The following is an 18,837-nucleotide window of genomic DNA, read 5'->3' as shown; positions in this document are numbered from 1 at the left end:
GCTATCGAACTAGCACTGAATTACAAGATGCTCAGTGGGTATTCGATGATCAGACGGGTGTCATTGTTGTCGTTGCCGTTGATGGCGTTATAGTCGCTGTTGGCGCGGTAGAACGCAGCACGTACGCGGAAAGACAGGTCCTTGGCTGGACCGCTTTGCATAACGTACTTGGTTTCGAAGTCCCACTCGTGCTCTTTACCTTCGGAGCCGCCAGTCTCGATGTTGTCACCGGTAACGTAGCGAGTCATGAAGCTCAGGCCAGGTACGCCATAAGTCTTCATGTTCAGGTCGTAGCGAGCCTGCCAGGAGCGCTCGTCCTGACCGTTGAAGTCGGAGTATTGGATGGAGTTGGCGAGGAAGATAGTGCCGCCGCCGTCAACGCCATACACATAGCCGGTGTCACCGGAGGAGCGCTGGTGAGCCAGGGTGAACTTGTGGGCACCGATGGCATAGGCTGCTGCGAGGGACCAGATACGGTTGTCAACGTCGCCGCTGAGTTTCTGGCCCTGATCCTGGCTGTCATAACCGTTGAAGTCGAAGTTCAGGGACTGATCTTCGTTGATCGGCAGGGTGTAGTTCAGGTTGATGTATTTCTTTTTGTAGTGATCTTCAACGTCGGAAGCCGCTACGCCTGCTACGAAATTGTCGGTGAACTGGTAGGTTGCGCCAACGATGTCAGCAGATTTCAGGCCAAGACCGTCATCTCCCATGCCAGTTTGCGAGCTGATGGCGTTGAAATGACCTGCGCTCAACTCCAAGCCTTTGATTTCTTTGCTGGTGATCAGCGTACCGGTGGCAACTTCTGGCAGCAGACGGCTGTCGTCAGTCGAGAAAACCGGGCTGGTGGTGAACTGGTTACCGTATTTCAGAACGGTGTCGGACAGACGGAATTTAACCGCGCCGCCAACCTTCGATTGTGTGTCTTCCAGGTTGCCGTCGCTGTCACGAGCGAACAGACCGTTACCGGCACGACCGCTACCGCCATCGATGCGAACGGTGCCGAATGCGAAGCCGTCAACGCCTACACCAACGGTACCTTGAGTGAAGCCCGACTCGTAAATGGCACGAGCGGCAACACCAGACTCTTCACGATAACTTTGTGAAGTGCTTGGGTTGTTCTTGAAATCACGGTTCATGTACAGCGCACGGGTCAGAACAGTCAAGCTCTGATCTTCAATAAAACCCTTGGATTCCTCTTGGGAGGACGCCACTGCGAACTGCGAAACGCTGGCCGATACAGCCAGTGCGATCATGCTCCACTTCATCACGCGCATCGTGATTTGCTCCTTTGGTTTTTAGAAGAGTACTGCCGTCCCACCTGTTTTTTTATCTGGGCGGCTCTTTCTTTTTGTGTCGGCGCAAACTTATATCACGTCGACATTCTTTGGCGATACTTGCCCATTCAACCTTTCAGCTTCTTTACGACCATGTCGCCAATGGCTCGATCCATGTCGCATTTCAGCTGTTCCGACGCAACCGTATTCACAACTTTGATGTTGTTTTTTCTTTCCGGCATCGGTGTAAAGAGTCCGTCATTACCGCGCTTGAAGCTCCTGTGGGCAGCCTTGCCACTTTAATTTGTATGTCGGCAGGTCCCCGCTTCCGGCGAGCCCTTTGGACAGTGCGGGTATGAATGCAACAAGCATGCTCAAACCCGAATTTCGTTTACATTTTTTTCACATTTCAGCGGTTGACGCGGTGAAACCTCATGAAACCGGGCTCCAAAGGCCTTGTTTTAAATAGGGTTGACTCGTGTGGGCTCCCGTGTTTGGTGTCGATAAAATCGGCGAGACAACCAAAAACGTTACCGGTTCACCCTACCCAGTGAGTAAATCACGGATGCTTTGTGCACTGAGCGTAGACGTACTGTGCTGTTTTGGTGCAAAAAATTTTCAGGTTGTACGAAAATCTTACAGCGTCGAGGCTTTGCCTGGGCCCTGGCACGGATCTCTCGGGACTGTGCCGTGCCGCTGCGCTGTGTTGGTGCGTCAGCTTGCACAGGTTGATACTCCGGTGTTGAAAAAAACATTCGAAGGAACGGACAGCAGGACGGTACGCCGTGATCGATCCGGCGTTCGCGGGTATGCTGCGCATCTGTGCCCGATGCAGGCCAGCGGGTCGCTGAGCTGGGCAAAATCGATAACGAGGAGTACGCGCGGTGTTTGCCTTAGATCCACGACTGCAACAAGACACATTGCCCATCGGCGATTTCCCGTTGTGCCGTTTGCTCTTGTCCAACGACGCCCATTACCCGTGGTTCATCCTCGTGCCGCGGCGAGAAAATATCAGCGAATTGTTTCAGTTGGATGACACAGATCAATTACAGCTGTGGAAAGAAACCACGGTGCTGGCCGAAACCCTCAAGGATTCGTTCGATGCCGACAAGATGAACGTTGCAACCTTAGGTAACGTCGTCAGTCAATTGCACATGCATGTCATCGTGCGCAAGCGTGATGATGCCGCCTGGCCTGCGCCGGTCTGGGGCAAGCACCCGGCCCAGCCTTATAATGCAGGGCAGGTCGAGGCCATTCGCGAACGGTTGCGAGTGGCCCTGGCCGATGATTTCAAGTTTCTGGAGGGCTGAACCATGAACCTTGAAGAGCGCGTAACCGATCTGGAAAGCCGCCTGGCGTTTCAGGATGACACCATCCAGGCATTGAATGATGTGCTGGTGGCGCAGCAGCGGGTTGTCGAGCGTCTGCAGCTGCAGATGGCGGCGTTGCTCAAGCGCCAGGAAGAAATGGCGGGTCAATTCGAATCGTTCGAAGAAGAGGCGCCGCCCCCTCACTACTGATAGGGCCCGATTGCCGTTTGACGGGCAATAAAAAACCGCGAGCAGCCAGGCTGCATCGCGGTTTTTTTACGCTTGGATCAGCGGCGCGGCAGCGCAGCGATCACGTCTTCGGCCTGCAGGCCCTTGTCGCGGTTCATCACGGAGAACTCCACGCGCTGGCCTTCCACCAGGACGCGATGACCTTCGCCACGAATGGCCCGGAAATGCACGAAAATGTCATCGCCGGAGTCGCGGGAAATGAAGCCGAACCCTTTGGACGTGTTGAACCACTTCACCGTGCCGGTATCGCGGTTGGACATGTCGTAGTTCTGCGCAGCGGCGGCCGGCGACGACTTCTTGTAGAAGCTGACGGCCAGGTGCAGTGCCACGGCGAGCAGTGCCGCGCCCAGGCTGAACAGAATGGCCGGTTGACCGCCAATTTCCGGCATGGGCGCCAGCAGGGCCAGGGTTTGCAGGGCAACGGCCAGCACCAGCAAGGCGCTGACAAGGTTTTGCAGTTGGTGGCGTGGACCTTTGTTCCAGTAAGGGATGACGGGGGCAAGGGTCAGGTTGAGTAGGCCGAAAAAGGCCAGGTACAGTGCATCGGGGTGTTGCAGGTAAGGTGTGGCTTCGGAACCCAGGCTAGGGATGAAGGACAGCAGCAGGGCAGCTGCGCCCATTAGCAAGTGGACGATTTTCAACATTTTGATTGGCTCACGGTTAAGACAGATCACAAGGAAGAGCGGGTCGGGCACGGTTCGCTTCGAAACAATGAGAGGCGTTGGACACGTACCCGAATCAGCCTATGCGCTACGCCCGGGAAAATTAAGCGTAGCGACACACTGCCTATTTAACAGCAAAGCTCGGGCCTTCTCAAACCCGTTACGGGCGCGCACCGCGCTGTTCGTCGGCCAGAAAAGCCCCGCGGCTGCTTGAATGCGCCAGGCAAGCGGCGTTGAATTTCCCAGGTGTCGGAACCGTCGGCTACCTTGGCTTGTCGGTTCTGCAGGGCTGGCAATCTGTCGCAGGCCGTAGGCGGCCAGAACCACTAGAGTGGGTAGGGCCGTTGTCGAATTCATCACCCTAAGGAGATCAACCCCCATGGCAATTGATATCGGTATCAGTGAAGAAGACCGCAAGTCCATCGTCGACGGGCTTTCGCGCCTGCTGTCGGATACCTACGTGCTGTATCTCAAGACCCACAATTTCCACTGGAACGTCACCGGGCCGATGTTTCGGACCCTGCACCTGATGTTCGAGGAGCAATACAACGAACTGGCCCTGGCGGTGGACCTGATTGCCGAGCGAATCCGCGCCCTTGGCTTCCCGGCCCCGGGTGCCTACTCGGTGTATGCACGCCTGTCCTCTATTAAGGAAGAGGAAGGCGTGCCGGCTGCCGAAGACATGATCCGGCAACTGGTCGAGGGCCAGGAAGCGGTGACGCGTACGGCCCGTGGCATCTTTCCTTTATTGGACAAGGTCAGCGACGAGCCCACGGCCGACCTGCTGACCCAGCGCATGCAGGTTCACGAAAAGACCGCGTGGATGCTGCGGGCGCTGTTGGAAAACTAATAGCGCGCGCGTTGTATGTTGTGGCGAGGGAGCAAGCGCCCTCGCCACAAGGGCGATATCGCCTGCGCACCGGGTGTAGGACGGCGTAATTCGTCGCCGGCCTGCTGTTGGCTTGTCCTACGTCCATGGTCATAAAGTCGTCTGGAACTGGCGATGCCGTTGAGCTTCCATAGAGCCACAGATGGGTTGTTCCAACCCAGAGGCTCGTATGGCAAAGGAGTGTCAACGGTATGATTCAAGGAAAAGAACCCGGGGAAGGGCGGCTGGGGCGTTTTCAGCCCATCAGCGTCGACCCGTTCATCCGGGGGTTCGATATGCAACTGGCCCGGCCCTTGGCCCGATCCATTCGCCTGAACGGGTTCGCCACCTGTCTGCGGCTGGAACAGGTCTATTGGGATATCCTCGGTGACATGGCCGAGCTCAACCGCTGCTCCATCAGCACGTTGCTGTCCCATGTGGACAGGGAAGTGCACCTGCGCCATGGCGGGGTGCGCAATTTCAGCGGGCTGGTGCGCGTGGTCTGCGTGGTGCACAGTTTGAAGGAAACCGGGATGGATCATGGTGCGGCGTAGGCGCTGCCGAAGGCTGGGATCTTTTGATCTTGCGCTTGAGACTCAAGTGTCTGGGGCAAGATCGCAGCCTCGTTGCACTCGTCAGCTCCTACATGGCGTTCACTCGGCAATGACTGTGCGGTCTTACGGCTGCACAGGCCGCATTTAATGGATATAATCCCGCTCTTTGCCGCAAAGCCCCGCCTTTGCGCGTGTAACCTGATCGCCGAGACAACCCCATGCCGATGTACGACTATCAATGTGCTTCCTGTGGTCATCAGATGGAAGCCATTCAAAAGATCAGCGCGGCACCGCTGGTCGACTGCCCTGCCTGCCAGGCGCCGGAACTGAAAAAGATGCTCTCCATGCCTGGTTTCCGCCTCGGCGGCACGGGCTGGTATGAAACCGACTTCAAGACCGGCGCCAAGAAGAACCTGGCCGGTGGCGACAAAGCTGATTGAGTTGAATACGCGCGAGTTCTTGCACGGGCAGGGCCTCCAACCGAATGTCGAATTACGAGAAGTGAAACCACTACCATGATGCGCAGCCATTATTGCGGCCAACTGAACGAAAGCCTGGAAGGTCAGGAAGTTACTCTTTGCGGATGGGTCCATCGTCGCCGTGACCATGGCGGGGTGATTTTCCTCGATATCCGTGATCGTGAAGGCCTGGCCCAGGTGGTGTTCGATCCGGACCGCGCTGAAACCTTCGCCACCGCCGACCGCGTGCGCAGCGAATACGTCGTCAAGATCACCGGCAAGGTGCGCCTGCGCCCGGCCGGCGCCGGCAACGCCAACATGGCGTCGGGCATGATCGAAGTGCTGGGCTACGAGCTGGAAGTGCTCAACGAGTCGGAAACCCCGCCGTTCCCACTCAACGAATACTCCGACGTGGGCGAGGAAACCCGCCTGCGCTACCGCTTCATCGACCTGCGTCGCCCGGAAATGGCCGAGAAGCTGCGCCTGCGTTCGCGCATGACCACCAGCATCCGTCGTTACCTGGACGAAAACGGCTTCCTCGACGTCGAGACGCCGATCCTGACCCGCGCCACGCCGGAAGGCGCCCGCGACTACCTGGTGCCGAGCCGTACCCACCCCGGCAGCTTCTTTGCCCTGCCGCAGTCGCCACAGCTGTTCAAGCAACTGCTGATGGTGGCCGGGTTCGATCGCTACTACCAGATCGCCAAGTGCTTCCGCGACGAAGACCTGCGTGCCGACCGTCAGCCTGAGTTCACTCAGATCGACATCGAGACCAGCTTCCTCGACGAAAAAGACATCATGGGCCTGACCGAGGGCATGATCCGCAACCTGTTCAAGGAAGTGTTGGGTCTGGAATTCGGCGAGTTCCCGCACATGACCTTCGAAGAGGCCATGCGCCGCTACGGTTCCGACAAGCCGGACCTGCGCAACCCGCTGGAACTGGTGGATGTGGCCGATCAGCTCAAGGACGTCGAGTTCAAGGTGTTCAGCGGCCCGGCCAACGATCCGAAATGCCGTATCGCGGCCCTGCGTGTTCCAGGCGGCGCCAGCATGCCGCGCAAGCAGATCGACGATTACACCAAGTTCGTCGGTATCTACGGTGCCAAGGGCCTGGCGTACATCAAGGTCAATGAGCGCGCCGCCGGTGTCGACGGCCTGCAATCGCCCATCGTGAAAAACATTCCGGAAGCCAACCTCAATGTGATCCTCGATCGCGTGGGTGCGGTTGACGGCGACATCGTGTTCTTCGGCGCCGACAAGGCCAAGATCGTCAGCGAAGCCCTGGGCGCGCTGCGCATCAAGCTGGGCCACGACCTGAATCTGCTGACTTGCGAGTGGGCACCGATGTGGGTCGTTGACTTCCCGATGTTCGAAGAAAACGACGACGGCAGCTTCTCCGCGCTGCACCACCCGTTCACCGCGCCGAAGTGCTCGCCGCAAGAGCTGGAGGCCAACCCGGCCACCGCCCTGTCGCGCGCCTACGACATGGTCCTGAACGGTACCGAGCTGGGTGGCGGTTCGATCCGTATCCATCGCAAGGAAATGCAACAGGCGGTGTTCCGCCTGCTGGGCATCAACGAAGCCGAGCAGGAAGAGAAGTTCGGCTTCCTGCTGGATGCGCTGAAATACGGTGCACCGCCCCATGGTGGCCTGGCCTTCGGCCTGGACCGCCTGGTGATGCTGATGACCGGCGCCCAGTCGATCCGTGAAGTGATCGCGTTCCCGAAAACCCAGAGCGCGGCCGATGTCATGACCCAGGCGCCGGGCGTGGTGGACGCCAAGGCGTTGCGCGAGTTGCACATCCGTCTGCGTGAACAGCCAAAGGCTGAGTAAGGCTGGCACCTGAGAGGGCGCATCTTCGGATGCGCCTTTTCATTGGGGTCGATATTTCTGATTGCCGGCCACTGCCCACGCGCAGGGCGGGCAATGTTCCAAAGAGAAACGGAGCGAGTTATGGCAGGTCATTCCAAGTGGGCGAACATCAAGCACCGCAAAGAACGTCAGGATGCCAAGAGAGGCAAGATCTTCACCAAGTGGATCCGTGAGCTGACGGTCGCGGCCCGCCAGGGTGGCGGCGATCCGGGTTCCAACCCGCGTCTGCGCCTGGCCCTGGACAAGGCCTTGGGTGCCAACATGAGCCGCGACATCATCGACCGGGCCATCGCCCGTGGCGCGGGTGCGACCGAGGCCGACAACGTTGAAGAACTGACCTACGAAGGGTATGGCCCGGGCGGCGTGGCGGTGATGGTCGAATGCATGACCGACAACCGCAACCGTACCGCTGCCGCCGTGCGTCACGCGTTCAGCAAATGTGGTGGCAACCTGGGCACCGACGGCTCGGTGGCCTATCTGTTCGAGCGCAAGGGACAAATCAGCTTCGCCCCGGGCCTCGATGAAGATGCCCTGACGGAAGCGGCTCTGGAGGCCGACGCCGATGACGTGGTCAGCCATGAAGACGGCTCGTTCGACGTGTTCACGTCGTTCGCCAGCTTCTATGCCGTGCGCAATGCCCTGGAGGCGGCCGGTTTCAAGCCCGCCGACGCGGAAATCGTCATGCAGCCGACCACCAGTGCCGAACTGGACCTGGAAGGCGCCGAGAAGGTGCTCAAGCTGATCGACATGCTGGAAGACCTGGATGACGTGCAGAACGTTTATTCCAACGCCGATATTCCGGAATCGGTGGCTGAACAGCTGGGCTGATGGCGTCCACTTAACTGCACGAATGCCCATGTGGGAGCGAGCTTGCTCGCGATAGCGATACTTCAGTCAACACTGTGCTTGCTGACCCGACGCCATCGCGAGCAAGCTCGCTCCCACAGGTCTGGTCAAATCCTCTTCAAACCGCAGGCGCTATGACTTTAATCCTTGGTATCGACCCAGGTTCGCGCATCACCGGCTACGGTGTGGTTCGCGATACCGGGCGCGGCTGCGTGTACGTCGCCTCTGGTTGCATCCGCACCGGTGCGGGTGAACTGCATGAGCGCTTGCAGATCGTTTATCGCGGCGTGCGCGAAGTCATCCAGACCTATGGCCCGGTGACCATGGGCATCGAACGGGTCTTCATGGCGCGCAACGCCGATTCGGCCCTGAAGCTGGGGCAGGCCCGGGGCGCGGCCATCGTGGCTGGCGCCGAGGAAAACCTGGAGATCGCCGAGTACACCGCGACCCAGGTCAAGCAGGCGGTCGTCGGCACAGGGGCGGCGAACAAGGAGCAGGTGCAAATGATGGTGATGCACCTGTTGAAACTGGTCAGCAAGCCGCAAATCGACGCCTCCGACGCCCTGGCCATCGCCATTTGCCATGCCCATACCCGTTCCAGTCTGTTGCCCCATGGCCTGGGGACTGCACGCAGTCGTGGCGGGCGCCTGCGTCTCTGATAGCATCAGCGCAATCTTCGTGAGCCCGAGCATCTTGCGCCTGTGTCGTCGGCCTTCCTGCCCGGGCTGTTACTCGCCAGCCCGCGGGCTGGCCAACACCCAAGGATCTGAAACGTGATTGGACGCTTGCGCGGCACCCTGGCTGAAAAACAGCCGCCGCACCTGATTCTGGATGTAAATGGCCTGGGTTATGAGCTGGAAGTGCCCATGACCACGCTGTATCGCTTGCCGTCGGTCGGCGAGCCGCTGACCCTGCACACCCATTTGGTCGTGCGCGAGGATGCGCAGTTACTCTATGGTTTCGTCGGCAAGCGCGAGCGGGATTTCTTCCGCGAGTTGATCCGTCTCAATGGCGTCGGCCCGAAACTGGCACTGGCCTTGATGTCGAGCCTGGAAGTCGACGAGCTGGTGCGCTGCGTGCAGTCCCAGGACACCTCGGCGCTGACCAAGGTGCCGGGGGTGGGCAAGAAAACCGCCGAGCGCCTGCTGGTCGAACTCAAGGACCGCTTCAAGGCCTGGGAGGCGGTGCCGGCGATGTTCGCCTTGGTGCCGAACCAGCCGGACGCGCCGGTGCCGGCGGTCAGCGCCGAAAACGATGCGGTCACTGCGCTGATCTCCCTGGGCTACAAGCCGCAGGAGGCCAGCAAGGCGATTTCCGCCATCAAGGAAAAAGGCCTGAGCACCGAAGACATGATTCGCCGTGCCCTGAAGGGAATGATTTAAGTGATTGAAGCTGACCGTCTGATCGCCGCCACGGGTGCCCCCCGTGACCGCGAGGAAATCCAGGACCGCGCGATTCGTCCTGTCAGCCTGGCCGACTACATCGGCCAACCGACCGTGCGCGAGCAGATGGAGCTGTTCATCCAGGCGGCCCGTGGGCGCAGCGAGTCGCTGGACCACACCTTGATCTTCGGCCCGCCGGGCCTGGGCAAGACCACCCTGGCCAACATCATTGCCCAGGAAATGGGTGTCTCGATCAAGAGCACGTCGGGGCCGGTGCTTGAACGGCCGGGCGACCTGGCGGCGTTGCTGACCAACCTTGAGCCCCATGACGTACTCTTCATCGACGAAATCCATCGGTTGTCGCCGATCGTCGAGGAAGTGCTGTACCCGGCCATGGAAGATTTCCAGCTCGACATCATGATTGGCGAAGGGCCGGCGGCGCGCTCCATCAAGCTGGACCTGCCGCCCTTCACCCTGGTGGGCGCCACCACTCGTGCCGGCATGTTGACCAACCCGCTGCGGGACCGTTTCGGTATCGTCCAGCGCCTGGAGTTCTACAACAACGCCGACCTGGCGACGATTGTCAGCCGTTCGGCGGGCATCCTCGGGTTACCGCTGGACCCGGACGGTGCTTATGAGATCGCCCGGCGTGCCCGGGGGACGCCGCGGATCGCCAACCGCTTGCTGCGCCGGGTCCGGGATTTTGCCGAAGTCCGGGCCAAGGGCCACATCACCAAGCCGATTGCCGACCTGGCGCTGAACCTGCTGGACATCGACGAGCGTGGTTTCGACCACCAGGACCGGCGCCTGCTGCTGACCATGATCGAGAAGTTCGACGGTGGCCCGGTGGGCGTGGACAGCCTGGCGGCGGCCATCAGCGAAGAGCGCCACACCATTGAAGATGTGCTGGAACCGTACCTGATCCAACAGGGCTACATCATGCGCACGCCTCGTGGGCGCGTGGTGACCCGCCATGCTTATCTGCACTTTGGCTTAAACATCCCGACACGAATGGGCGAGATGCCGGTGGTAGACGAATTCCTCGATGCCGTGGACGATTGAACGAGCTCTGTACGCCGACTTTTTTCCGGTTCGTGCTGTCCCAGACGAAGCCCGGAGCGTCAATGCGTTCGAGAATGAAAAAACAGTTGCCTGGCCGATTGGCAACCTGAGGAGTAAGCACTAGAGTATGCGCGCGCAAAACGGGCTGGAGTCGTTCGCACATCGCTGTCGCGTTTATTACGAGGACACCGATGCCGGCGGCATCGTCTACTACGTCAATTACCTCAAGTTTATGGAACGGGCTCGAACCGAACGGCTGCGGGAACTGGGTTTTGCCCAATCCGCGCTGGCAGGGGAGGACCTGTTATTCGTCGTGCATTCCAGCGAAGCGCGTTACCACGCGCCGGCGCGACTGGACGACGAACTGGTGGTAAGTGCCGATGTCATCGAATTGAACCGTGTCAGCCTGCGCTTCAAGCAGCAGGTCAGGCGGGCTACGGATAACGTGCTGCTCTGCGAAGGGCAGTTTTTGGTGGCCTGTGTGCGCACCCATAGTTTGAAACCCCGGGCCATTCCCGAAGCTCTACGTGCGGCCTTTGCCGGCGTGAGCGGCGCGGGTACACACTCAGAGCAGGAGATAAAGCGTGGAAGCTAACGTCGTCGACCATTCCTCCATGTGGAGCCTGGTCAGCAATGCCAGCGTCGTGGTGCAACTGGTAATGCTGACCCTGGTAGCCGCATCGGTGACCTCATGGATCATGATCTTTCAGCGCAGCAACATGCTGCGCGCCGGTCGTCGTGCCCTGGAGAGCTTCGAAGAGCGCTTCTGGTCCGGCATCGACCTGTCCAAGCTCTATCGCCAGGCCGGCAGCAACCCGGACCCGGACTCGGGCGTCGAGCAGATCTTCCGTGCCGGCTTCAAGGAGTTCTCTCGCCTGCGCCAGCAGCCGGGCGTCGACCCTGAGGCGGTGATGGAAGGTGTGGCCCGTGCCATGCGCGTCGCCATTTCCCGCGAGGAAGAAAAGCTCGAACAGGGCCTGTCGTTCCTGGCCACCGTTGGCTCGGTCAGCCCGTACATCGGTCTGTTCGGTACCGTGTGGGGGATCATGAACTCCTTCCGTGGCCTGGCTTCCGCCCAGCAAGCGACCCTCGCCACCGTGGCCCCGGGCATCGCCGAGGCACTGATCGCCACCGCCATCGGTCTGTTCGCGGCCATTCCAGCCGTTATCGCCTACAACCGCTTCGCTGCCCGCAGCGAGATGCTGACTGGCCGTTACTACACCTTCGCCGATGAATTCCAGGCGATCCTGCACCGTAAAGTGCACACCAGCGAAGAATAAGCAGGTATTTCCCAATGGCTTTAATCGCTCGAGCCCGAAAAAAGCGCAAGCCGGTCGCCGAGATGAACGTGGTGCCCTACATCGACGTGATGTTGGTGCTGCTGGTCATCTTCATGGTGACTGCGCCCATGCTCAATCAGGGCGTGAAGGTCGATCTGCCCAAGGTTTCCAGCGAAGCCTTGCCGCAGGACAACAACACCCAGGTACTGACCATTTCGATCAAGGCTGACAAGACCTACTACTGGAACCTTGGCAGTGAAGTGGATACCGAGAAGCAGCAGGACCGGGCCATGACCTTGCCGCAGATGACCGATGCGGTGACCAAGATCATTCGTGTCGGCAACGATGCCGGCAAGCGCACGCAAGTCTTCATTCGCGGCGACAAGACCGTCGACTACGGTGCCGTGATGGGCGCCATGGGCGGCCTGCAGAAAGCCGGGGTCGGTAATGTTGGCTTGATCACCGAGGCCCCCTGATGCAGCAACAGCGAGAGCCGTCCGCCTCGGAAAGCTACTTCTGGCCCAGTGTCCTGGCCATCGGCCTGCATGTGCTGGTGTTCGGCATGCTGTTCGTCAGTTTTGCCATGACCCCGGAGTTGCCGCCGGCCAAGCCGATCGTGCAGGCGACGTTGTACCAGCTCAAGTCGAAAAGCCAGGCTACGACCCAGACGAACCAGAAGCTTGCCGGTGAGGCGAAGAAATCCGCCGCGCGCCAGACTGAAGTCGAGCAGATGGAACAGAAGAAGGTCGAGCAGGAAGCGATAAAGGCCGCGGAACAAAAGAAAGAGGAAGCGGCTCAAAAGGCCGAGGAAGCCAAGAAGGCCGATGAGGCGAAAAAAGCGGACGAGGCGAAAAAGGCTGATGAAGCCAAGAAAGCCGACGAAGCGAAGAAAACCGCCGAGGCCAAAAAGGCAGAAGAGAAACAATTGGCTGATATAGCCAAGAAGAAAGCCGAAGAAGAAGCCAAGAAAGCCGCTGAAGAAGAGGCCAAGAAAGCGGCCGCTGAAGAAGCGAAGAAAAAGATCGTCGAGGACGCCAAGAAGAAAGCGGCCGAAGACGCCAAGAAAAAAGCTGAAGCTGAAGAGGCGAAAAAGAAAGTCGCCGAAGACGCGAAGAAGAAAGCCGCCGCCGACGCCGCCAAGAAAAAGGCCCAGGACGCAGCGCGTAAGTCCGCCGAAGACAAAAAGGCCCAGGCCTTGGCAGATTTGCTTTCCGACACGCCGGAGCGCCAGCAGGCCTTGGCCGATGAGCAGGGTGATGAAGTTGCCGGCAGCTACGATGATCTGATTCGCGCCCGGGCGGCAGAAGGCTGGGCTCGTCCACCTTCGGCGCGCAAAGGCATGACGGTAGTATTGCAAATCGGCATGTTGCCCGACGGTACGGTTACCTCGGTCAGCGTCGCCAAGTCCAGTGGTGACGGTCCGTTCGACGCTTCGGCGGTCGCAGCGGTCAAGAACATTGGGCGTTTGACGGAAATGCAAGGAATGAAACCGAGCGACTTTGCTCCCTATCGTTCATTCAAGATGACATTCACACCTGAGGATCTAGCCTTGTGAGAAACCTTCTTCGAGGAATGCTTGTCGTTATCTGCTGCCTGGCAGGGATAGCGGTAGCAGAGGAAAAGAACATTCTGGTCACCAGCGGCAGCGACCGGGCGACCCCGATCGCCGTCGTACCGTTCGGCTGGCAGGGCGGTAACGTCCTGCCGGACGACATGGCGGAAATCATCGGCAACGACCTGCGCAACTCGGGTTACTACGCGCCGATTCCGAAACAGAACATGATCAGCCTGCCAACCCAGGCCAGCGAAGTCATCTACCGTGACTGGAAGGCCCTGGGCGCCCAGTACATCATGGTCGGCAGCATCGTTCCGGCCGGTGGTCGCCTGCAGGTGCAGTACGCCCTGTTCAACGTCGCCACCGAGCAGCAAGTGCTGACCGGCAGCGTGTCGGGCAGCGTCGATCAACTGCGCGACATGGCGCACTACATCGCCGACCAGTCGTTCGAGAAACTCACCGGCATCAAGGGCGCGTTCTCCACTCGCATGCTCTACGTGACGGCCGAGCGCTTCTCCGAGAACAACACCCGCTACACCCTGCAGCGTTCCGACTATGACGGCGCCCGTGCGGTGACCTTGCTGCAATCGCGCGAGCCGATCCTGTCGCCGCGCTTCGCCCCCGATGGCAAGCGCATCGCCTATGTCTCGTTCGAGCAGAAGCGTCCGCGTATTTTCGTGCAGCACATCGACACCGGTCGTCGCGAGCAGATCACCAACTTCGAAGGCCTGAACGGCGCACCCGCCTGGTCGCCGGACGGCTCGCGCCTGGCATTCGTGCTGTCCAAGGACGGTAACCCGGACATCTATGTGATGAACCTGGCCTCGCGCTCGATCTCCCGCGTCACCAACGGCCCGGGCATCAACACCGAACCGTTCTGGGGCAAGGATGGCTCGACCATCTACTTCACCTCCGACCGTGGCGGCAAGCCTCAGATCTACAAGACCAGCGCCGGTGGCGGTGGTGCTGAGCGCGTGACTTTCGTCGGTAACTACAATGCCAACCCTAAACTGTCGGCGGACGAAAAGACCCTGGTGATGATCCATCGCCAGGACGGTTTCACCAATTTCAAGGTGGCGGCCCAGGATTTGCAGCGCGGTAGCGTAAAAATCCTCACTGATAGCACTCTGGACGAGTCACCTACTGTTGCGCCCAACGGCACCATGGTAATCTACGCCACCCGCCAGCAGGGCCGGGGAGTCTTGATGCTCGTGTCCATTAATGGACGCGTGAGGCTCCCGCTTCCTACCGCTCAAGGCGAAGTCAGAGAACCGTCCTGGTCCCCTTACCTGAACTGACGCGGCGCAATACGTTTTACTTAACACACTGGGGTTCATTAGGAGTTTCACGATGGAAATGCTGAAGTTTGGTAAATTTGCTGCGCTGGCTCTGGCCATGGCTGTAGCTGTAGGTTGCTCGTCCAAAGGCGGCGACAATGCCGGTGAAGGCGCTGTTGATCCAAACGCTGGTTACGGCGCTAACACTGGTGCAGTTGACGGCTCCCTGAGCGAAGAAGCTGCTCTGCGCGCAATCACCACCTTCTACTTCGAATACGACAGCTCGGACCTGAAGCCAGAAGCCATGCGCGCTCTGGACGTTCACGCCAAAGACCTGAAGTCGAACGGCGCTCGCGTTGTTCTGGAAGGCAACACCGACGAACGTGGTACTCGTGAGTACAACATGGCACTGGGCGAGCGTCGTGCGAAAGCCGTTCAACGCTACCTGGTACTGCAAGGTGTTTCCCCAGCTCAGCTGGAACTGGTTTCCTACGGCGAAGAGCGTCCAGTTGCCACTGGCAACGACGAGCAGTCCTGGGCTCAAAACCGTCGCGTCGAACTGCGTAAGTAATTCGTCATGCGAACGTGCCGTCGTGCTGTAACTGTTCTGGCTCTCAGCCTCGCGCCGCTTGCGGCGTGGGCTGCGGTTCCTGTGGTCGATAACGATGCCGGCTATAACAATAGCGGGAGCAGCTATCCGCCTGCAGGTTACGGTACGAACGGCGCCTATGCCGGGGGAGGGGTTTCGGCCCCTGTCTCGGCACAGGGCCAGCTGTTCAACCAACTGCAGCAAATGCAGGATCAGATCTCGCGCCAACAGGGTGTGATCGAAGAACTGCAAAATGATATTTCGCGCATGAAGCAGGAAAGCCTGGAGCGATACCAGGATCTTGATCGGCGCATAGGATCCGGCGTTGCACCTGCCGCGACTCCTGAGAATTCTCCAGCCGGTGGCGACTTGAACGCCCCCGGTGCAGCCGCAGGCGCGGGGGCGGCTGCTCCAGCAGCACCTGCCGCCGGTGGCGAGCCGGCTGATCCGGCGAAGGAAAAGCTCTATTACGATGCTGCCTTCGACCTGATCAAGGCCAAGGATTTCGACAAGGCCAGCCAGGCTTTTGCCGCTTTCCTGCGCAAGTACCCAAACAGCCAGTACGCGGGCAATGCCCAATACTGGCTGGGCGAAGTGAACCTGGCCAAGGGCGACCTGCAAGGTGCCGGCCAGGCGTTCGCCAAGGTTTCGCAGCTGTATCCCAAGCACGCCAAGGTGCCGGATTCGCTGTACAAGCTGGCTGACGTCGAACGCCGTCTCGGTCACGCTGACAAGGTGAAAGGTATTCTGCAGCAGGTGGTGGCCCAATATCCGGGGACATCCGCCGCTCAGTTGGCCCAGCGTGATCTACAACGCATGTAAGCCGGTTTGACCTGTTTTGAAGAAACCCGCGCCTGTCGCGGGTTTTTTCGTTAGAATTCACGCCCTTTTTATGAAACACGCTTTTTGGGATCTGCGCGTTGGCGGGGTTCCTTGAAGTGCCTGACGGAGGCGGACAGCCTGTTTAGCTGTTACGCCCGTGGCGACTATGCAAGACACATTGAGAATCACCGAAGTTTTTTACTCGTTACAGGGTGAAACGCGAACGGCTGGGCTGCCCACGGTATTCGTGCGCCTCACCGGTTGTCCGTTGCGTTGCCAATACTGTGACAGCGCCTACGCCTTCAGTGGCGGCACCCTGCGAACCCTCGACGATATCCTGGAGCAAGTGGCCAGTTATCGTCCGCGTTATGTCTGTGTCACGGGCGGCGAGCCCTTGGCGCAACCCAACGCCATCCCCTTGCTCAAGCAGTTGTGTGATGCCGGTTACGAGGTTTCGCTGGAAACCAGCGGCGCCCTGGATATCTCGGCCGTCGACCCGCGCGTCAGCCGCGTCGTGGACCTGAAAACCCCAGGCTCGAAGGAAGCGCATCGCAACCGCTATGAGAATATCGAACTGCTGACGCCCAACGATCAGGTCAAGTTCGTGATCTGTTCGCGGGAGGATTACGACTGGGCCGTGTCCAAGTTGATCCAGTACGGGCTCGACCAGCGGGCCGGCGAAGTGCTGTTGTCGCCGAGTCATCACGATTTGAGCGCCCGGGATCTGGCGGATTGGGTGGTGGCGGATAACTTGCCGGTGCGCCTGCAACTGCAGCTGCATAAATATCTTTGGAACGACGAGCCGGGGCGCTGAGATGACTGAACATTCGAACATGGCTGAAAAACGTGCGGTCATCCTGTTGTCCGGTGGCCTGGATTCGGCCACGGTCGTGGCCATGGCCCGTGCCGAAGGCTACCGCTGCTACACCATGAGTTTCGACTATGGCCAGCGCCACCGCGCTGAGTTGCACGCCGCGCAACGGGTTGCCCGGGACTTGGGCGTGGTGGAACACAAAGTGATCGGCCTGAACCTCAACGGCATCGGTGGCTCGGCCCTGACCGACAGCTCCATCGACGTGCCCGAGGCGCCTAGCGAGGGCATTCCGGTGACCTATGTGCCTGCGCGTAATACGGTGTTCCTGTCCCTGGCGTTGGGGTGGGCTGAAGTGCTGGGCGCCCGTGACATTTTCATTGGCGTCAATGCCGTGGATTATTCCGGCTACCCGGATTGCCGTCCTGAGTTCGTCGAAGCGTTCGAGCGCATGGCCAATCTGGCGACCAAGGCCGGCGTGGAAGGGCAGGGTTTCCGCATCCAGGCGCCGTTGCAGAATCTCAGCAAGGCCGACATCGTCAAGGCGGGCGTGAAGCTTGGCGTGGACTACGGGCTCACCGTTTCCTGCTATCAGGCCGACGATCAGGGCCGCGCTTGCGGCAAATGCGACAGCTGCCGCCTGCGTGCAGAAGGCTTCACTGCGGCGGGTGTGAGCGATCCAACCCGTTATTTTTGATTTATTTCAAATTAAGTGTTGAATAGTCCTTAGAAATCAGTATTATACGCGCCACCACACAGCGGGTCGTTAGCTCAGTTGGTAGAGCAGTTGGCTTTTAACCAATTGGTCGTAGGTTCGAATCCCACACGACCCACCATTTTTAGCTGTTTTAAAAGTCTGGAAGGCCCACGAAAGTGCGGATTTCCGGATTTTTTTTTGCCTGATGAAAAGTCAGAACCTGAACCGCTCGACGACTCGAGCGGTTCTCGGCGGATTTAAAGCAGGCCGTCCTCGGCACAAACCTTGATGATCTGTTCGCGAAACCAGCTGTTGGCGCTGTCCTGGCTCGGTTTTTCGCTCCACATCATGTCCAGCGTGAAGTTCGGTAGGCCTGCCGGTGGGCGACGATGGCTGAACGTGTTCTCGTCGCAGGTCAGCGCTTGGATGCGTCGAGGCAAGGTCAGGATGAAGTCGGTACCGGCGATCATGTTCAATGCCGCTACGTAGCTGTTGGCTCGAGCGACAATTTGGCGGTTATAGCCTTGCCGGGCGAGCCATCCATCGATCATGTTGGTGTCGGATGTCCAGGGTGTCGGAAAAACGTGCTGGCAGGCGACGAACGTTTCCAGGCTGAACGCCTCTTCCGACAATGTGAAGTTCTTATCGACTACACAAACCAGTTCATCTTCCAGTAGTACTTGCGAACGCAGTCCCTTGACGCCGCGATGGAAGTTCGGGCCGAAACAAATAACCAGATCGAAGCGACCCTCCGTCAACTCATCGACTGGAATATCCCTGTGAAACTTGGTGGTATTAATGATGACCGGGAAGCGGCTGCCAATAAAGCGCTTGACCAGTTTGGGCAGGATGAGGAGTTCAAAGTATTCCGGTGCGCAGACATTGAAGGTTATCTCTTTCTGGGTCGGATCGAATGCCGGAATACCAGAGTGGCATGTGTTTATTATCTTGAGGATACTAAGTATGTGAGGGTACATGGCCGTGGCTTTGCTTGTCGGCAACATGCCACTACGGGTATTAACAAAAAGTTCATCTTCGAAGCTCGTACGCAGCTTCTTCAGGCAATAGCTTACGGTTGACTGGCTGACACACAGGGCTTCGGACACCTCGGTGACGCTGCTTTGCTCATACACCGCGACAAACACCATCAAGTCCTGCATATCCAGCTTTCTAAGCATATTACTATTGAGCATAAGATCCTTCTTTGGCGCATTCCGTTGGCTAGCATCCCCGGTTTTTATGACAGGAACGTTTATTTATATATTAGCG

At 59.0% G+C, this 18,837-nt stretch carries 22 protein-coding genes and 1 tRNA gene; 20 read left to right on the top strand and 3 right to left on the bottom strand.

The annotated features are described in order from the left end of the window. Positions 1–20 precede the first annotated feature (20 nt). Positions 21–1,274: an OprD family porin gene (locus ACZ5M5_RS24200; RefSeq protein ID WP_060740894.1), complete on the bottom strand. Its 1,254-nt coding sequence runs from the start codon at positions 1,272–1,274 to the stop codon at positions 21–23. A gap of 884 nt (positions 1,275–2,158) precedes the next feature. Here ACZ5M5_RS24200 and ACZ5M5_RS24195 point away from each other — a divergent pair. Continuing rightward, positions 2,159–2,584, top strand: a complete 426-nt coding sequence (locus ACZ5M5_RS24195; protein ID WP_464738087.1) for an HIT domain-containing protein — start codon at positions 2,159–2,161, stop codon at positions 2,582–2,584. Positions 2,585–2,587: 3 nt separating this feature from the next. Next, positions 2,588–2,794 carry a SlyX family protein gene (locus ACZ5M5_RS24190; RefSeq protein ID WP_060740896.1) on the top strand — a complete coding sequence of 69 codons (207 nt, stop codon included), beginning with the start codon at positions 2,588–2,590 and terminating at the stop codon, positions 2,792–2,794. Positions 2,795–2,871: 77 nt separating this feature from the next. Here the strand turns inward: ACZ5M5_RS24190 and ACZ5M5_RS24185 are convergent, their stop codons facing one another. Then, positions 2,872–3,477 carry a cold-shock protein gene (locus tag ACZ5M5_RS24185; RefSeq protein WP_003205048.1) on the bottom strand — a complete coding sequence of 202 codons (606 nt, stop codon included), beginning with the start codon at positions 3,475–3,477 and terminating at the stop codon, positions 2,872–2,874. A gap of 397 nt (positions 3,478–3,874) precedes the next feature. On the opposite strand from ACZ5M5_RS24185, the gene ACZ5M5_RS24180 reads away from it, so the two are divergent. From ACZ5M5_RS24180 to ACZ5M5_RS24095, 18 genes are all read left to right on the top strand, one after another. Continuing rightward, positions 3,875–4,345, top strand: coding sequence for a Dps family protein (locus tag ACZ5M5_RS24180; protein ID WP_060740897.1), 471 nt, complete (start codon positions 3,875–3,877; stop codon positions 4,343–4,345). A 230-nt stretch (positions 4,346–4,575) separates the two neighbouring features. After that, the gene (locus tag ACZ5M5_RS24175) at positions 4,576–4,917 is read left to right on the top strand and encodes a ribbon-helix-helix domain-containing protein (protein WP_060740898.1); all 342 of its coding nucleotides are present in this window, start codon (positions 4,576–4,578) and stop codon (positions 4,915–4,917) included. A gap of 218 nt (positions 4,918–5,135) precedes the next feature. Next, complete coding sequence (locus ACZ5M5_RS24170) at positions 5,136–5,357, top strand: FmdB family zinc ribbon protein (protein WP_003178589.1); 222 nt, start codon at positions 5,136–5,138, stop codon at positions 5,355–5,357. A 75-nt stretch (positions 5,358–5,432) separates the two neighbouring features. Continuing rightward, on the top strand, positions 5,433–7,208 hold the full coding sequence (aspS, locus tag ACZ5M5_RS24165) for an aspartate--tRNA ligase (RefSeq protein WP_060740899.1): 1,776 nt from the start codon (positions 5,433–5,435) through the stop codon (positions 7,206–7,208). A gap of 120 nt (positions 7,209–7,328) precedes the next feature. Next, positions 7,329–8,075 (top strand): YebC/PmpR family DNA-binding transcriptional regulator, encoded by a 747-nt coding sequence (locus ACZ5M5_RS24160; RefSeq protein ID WP_018614256.1) that lies wholly within the window; start codon positions 7,329–7,331, stop codon positions 8,073–8,075. 152 nt (positions 8,076–8,227) lie between these two features. After that, positions 8,228–8,752: a crossover junction endodeoxyribonuclease RuvC gene (gene ruvC, locus ACZ5M5_RS24155; protein ID WP_014339919.1), complete on the top strand. Its 525-nt coding sequence runs from the start codon at positions 8,228–8,230 to the stop codon at positions 8,750–8,752. A gap of 114 nt (positions 8,753–8,866) precedes the next feature. Beyond that, positions 8,867–9,475 (top strand): Holliday junction branch migration protein RuvA, encoded by a 609-nt coding sequence (gene ruvA / locus ACZ5M5_RS24150; RefSeq protein ID WP_053124616.1) that lies wholly within the window; start codon positions 8,867–8,869, stop codon positions 9,473–9,475. After that, a complete protein-coding gene (ruvB, locus tag ACZ5M5_RS24145) occupies positions 9,476–10,537 on the top strand; it encodes a Holliday junction branch migration DNA helicase RuvB (RefSeq protein ID WP_003178599.1) in 1,062 nt (353 codons plus the stop codon). Positions 10,538–10,664: 127 nt separating this feature from the next. Next, the gene (gene ybgC, locus ACZ5M5_RS24140) at positions 10,665–11,132 is read left to right on the top strand and encodes a tol-pal system-associated acyl-CoA thioesterase (RefSeq protein ID WP_003205037.1); all 468 of its coding nucleotides are present in this window, start codon (positions 10,665–10,667) and stop codon (positions 11,130–11,132) included. Continuing rightward, complete coding sequence (gene tolQ / locus ACZ5M5_RS24135; RefSeq protein WP_014339916.1) at positions 11,122–11,817, top strand: protein TolQ; 696 nt, start codon at positions 11,122–11,124, stop codon at positions 11,815–11,817. Before ybgC ends, tolQ begins: the two co-directional genes overlap by 11 nt. Positions 11,818–11,840: 23 nt before the next feature. Beyond that, positions 11,841–12,293 (top strand): protein TolR, encoded by a 453-nt coding sequence (gene tolR, locus ACZ5M5_RS24130; protein ID WP_161798348.1) that lies wholly within the window; start codon positions 11,841–11,843, stop codon positions 12,291–12,293. Beyond that, on the top strand, positions 12,293–13,372 hold the full coding sequence (gene tolA / locus ACZ5M5_RS24125; protein ID WP_003205033.1) for a cell envelope integrity protein TolA: 1,080 nt from the start codon (positions 12,293–12,295) through the stop codon (positions 13,370–13,372). The genes tolR and tolA overlap by 1 nt, the downstream gene beginning before the upstream one ends. After that, a complete protein-coding gene (tolB, locus tag ACZ5M5_RS24120) occupies positions 13,369–14,670 on the top strand; it encodes a Tol-Pal system beta propeller repeat protein TolB (RefSeq protein ID WP_060740900.1) in 1,302 nt (433 codons plus the stop codon). The genes tolA and tolB overlap by 4 nt, the downstream gene beginning before the upstream one ends. Before the next feature lie 52 nt (positions 14,671–14,722). Further along, positions 14,723–15,220 (top strand): peptidoglycan-associated lipoprotein Pal, encoded by a 498-nt coding sequence (gene pal, locus ACZ5M5_RS24115; protein WP_003205029.1) that lies wholly within the window; start codon positions 14,723–14,725, stop codon positions 15,218–15,220. A gap of 6 nt (positions 15,221–15,226) precedes the next feature. Continuing rightward, on the top strand, positions 15,227–16,060 hold the full coding sequence (gene ybgF / locus ACZ5M5_RS24110) for a tol-pal system protein YbgF (RefSeq protein ID WP_060740901.1): 834 nt from the start codon (positions 15,227–15,229) through the stop codon (positions 16,058–16,060). A 166-nt stretch (positions 16,061–16,226) separates the two neighbouring features. Beyond that, positions 16,227–16,874: a 7-carboxy-7-deazaguanine synthase QueE gene (gene queE, locus ACZ5M5_RS24105; protein WP_003205025.1), complete on the top strand. Its 648-nt coding sequence runs from the start codon at positions 16,227–16,229 to the stop codon at positions 16,872–16,874. A 19-nt stretch (positions 16,875–16,893) separates the two neighbouring features. Beyond that, positions 16,894–17,568: a 7-cyano-7-deazaguanine synthase QueC gene (queC, locus tag ACZ5M5_RS24100; protein WP_162491257.1), complete on the top strand. Its 675-nt coding sequence runs from the start codon at positions 16,894–16,896 to the stop codon at positions 17,566–17,568. 63 nt (positions 17,569–17,631) lie between these two features. Continuing rightward, positions 17,632–17,707, top strand: a tRNA-Lys gene (locus ACZ5M5_RS24095). A gap of 118 nt (positions 17,708–17,825) precedes the next feature. Here ACZ5M5_RS24095 and ACZ5M5_RS24090 read toward each other — a convergent pair. Further along, the gene (locus ACZ5M5_RS24090; RefSeq protein ID WP_464738086.1) at positions 17,826–18,761 is read right to left on the bottom strand and encodes a LysR family transcriptional regulator; all 936 of its coding nucleotides are present in this window, start codon (positions 18,759–18,761) and stop codon (positions 17,826–17,828) included. Positions 18,762–18,837 lie beyond the last annotated feature (76 nt).

This window comes from Pseudomonas sp. Van50 (assembly GCF_055390755.1).
The sequence above is the reverse complement of the archived record's forward strand: the minus strand, read 5'-3'. Positions and strand labels throughout refer to the sequence as shown.